Genomic DNA, 1,812 nt, shown 5'->3' with positions numbered 1-1,812 from the left:
CCCTGACGCGACCATTGCTGGCGAGGACGGCCGCCGGAAGTCCGATCGTGGCCAAGGCATTCACCGTGCCGCGGGCGCGCTCCAGGCCCAGGCGCGTGGCCGCGAGGCTGGCGCGCGCCATGTCGGGTCGCAGGCGGTCGAGCAACGCAAAATGCTCCGGTTCGTGGGCGCCGTCTTCCAGGCCGTGAACATGCATTTCGAAGCCGTCGGGAATGCGGCAGGCAACCTCTGTCATCATGATCATCGCGCAGCGCTCGGATGCCAGGCTGTAGGCGCGGGCATCGACGAAAGACGCCACCGACAGCACCAGCCGTGCCAAGTCGGATCGTTGGCGATCCGATGGCACTAGCAGCGTCCCGCCGGTTCCCCGCATGACACCGTCCACCAACGAGCAAGCATCCACGACCAGCCGCTGCAGCTCCTGCGTATCCTGCACACCAGTGGCGACAATCGTGCCGTCCTTGAGAGTCAACGGACTATCCTGCCGTGCCAGTATCGCTTCGGCGGCCTCGTTCATCTGCGCGATCTGGCAGTGACCGTTGACCAGAAGGACGCCGAAGGGCAGACGCGCGAACGCCGATGCCAGCGCCGAGGTGTTTTCAAGCCGCCGGCCGATCTGCCCGGCGCGCAGGACATGCGGCACGATCTTCTGCAACAGCTCGATGTCTTCCTTGCCAAACGCGTCCTGCCTCGGACCGCGATCGACACTCAAAATCCAGTGCGACCCGTTGGCGGCGATCAGGTTGCAGGCGAGCCCCTTATAGATGTCACGCGGCCTTAGCCAGTCCTGCCAGAGTTCGCTGCGGCGGAACGCCGGCTCATCAGGTGGCGGCGGCCAACGATAGACTTTGCCGACGGGCAAGGCCGCCGACGCCGCTGTCAGAGGATCGCGCATCAACGTGTCGATGGCCTTTTGCGAACTTAATTCCGGGTCGAGGTCGGATGCGACCGCATTGGCCGTCCGCGGGCTGACGTGCAGGATGCAGGCGCGCGAACCGCCGAACAGGTCACGCAGGCTGGTGACCGCGTCGAACCATCGTTCCTGGTCGTAGGCGGCTTCGTAGACCCTGCCAACAACGGCGGATACCGCTTCGGTGGTGACGTCAGCCATGGGGCCCTTCGATCCTTCGAATGCTCACGTTTTCGTGAAGAAGCCTAACACATGGAAGCTCTCGCGCAAGTTGCACTGGTGCTGAGCCTGGGATGCCGCCCTCGTTTCCGGCCCATCGTCAATTAGCAAAAATGAAGGTGCCCCCCGGCTCTGGCCTTAGGGGTTCCCATTGACGCTTGCCGGCTTTTGCCGACGTGGATGGAAGCTTGGGCGGAGGCGCTGGCGTGACGGGCTTTGCGGGCTTTTCTTCCTGACCGCTTGGCGCTGGCGGCACGCTCTGCTCACGTTCACCGAAAGCCCATAGATCTTCCATTCGCCGTCTTCCGGCGCAAACAGGGGTGGTGTGTGGATGTTCTCCGCATTGCAATCTGTGCTTTTTATGCGGTTCTTGGGGCGTGGAAAAGGAGAGCTTGATGTCTGAAATGCTGCTGGCAACGCTTTCCAACATTCGGACGGTTGAGGAAATGATCGTCGCCTTCCGGGATGAAGAGCATTGCCGGCGGCTCCTGGAAGGTGTGGTGTGCCCGCCTCCGGGCCGCGCCGTGCAAGTCGGACATCACGTGCAATCGCCTAGATCCGATAACTCATTGCTGGAATGGATGTGCCGATTTCAAAAGCGCAACAAGCTGGCTTTGTTGATTCGTTCCCGTCTTGCGAAAGATACGGTTCAAATAAGTGCGCACGGTCGAGAATTGCAGGCC

1 protein-coding gene and 1 pseudogene are annotated in these 1,812 nt (G+C 62.0%); one reads left to right on the top strand and one right to left on the bottom strand.

Translation table 11 applies throughout. The features are described from left to right. On the bottom strand, window positions 1-1,111 hold a 1,111-nt coding region (locus tag EN991_RS40480), incomplete at its 3' end, for a hypothetical protein (protein ID WP_127370419.1). 413 nt (window positions 1,112-1,524) lie between these two features. On the opposite strand from EN991_RS40480, the pseudogene EN991_RS41405 reads away from it, so the two are divergent. Beyond that, a pseudogene (locus tag EN991_RS41405) lies at window positions 1,525-1,812 on the top strand (hypothetical protein); the annotation flags it as partial.

The organism is Mesorhizobium sp. M7A.F.Ca.US.005.03.2.1, assembly GCF_003997795.1.
Taxonomy (GTDB): Bacteria; Pseudomonadota; Alphaproteobacteria; order Rhizobiales; family Rhizobiaceae; genus Mesorhizobium; species Mesorhizobium ciceri.
This window is presented reverse-complemented; position numbering and strand designations above follow the sequence as displayed.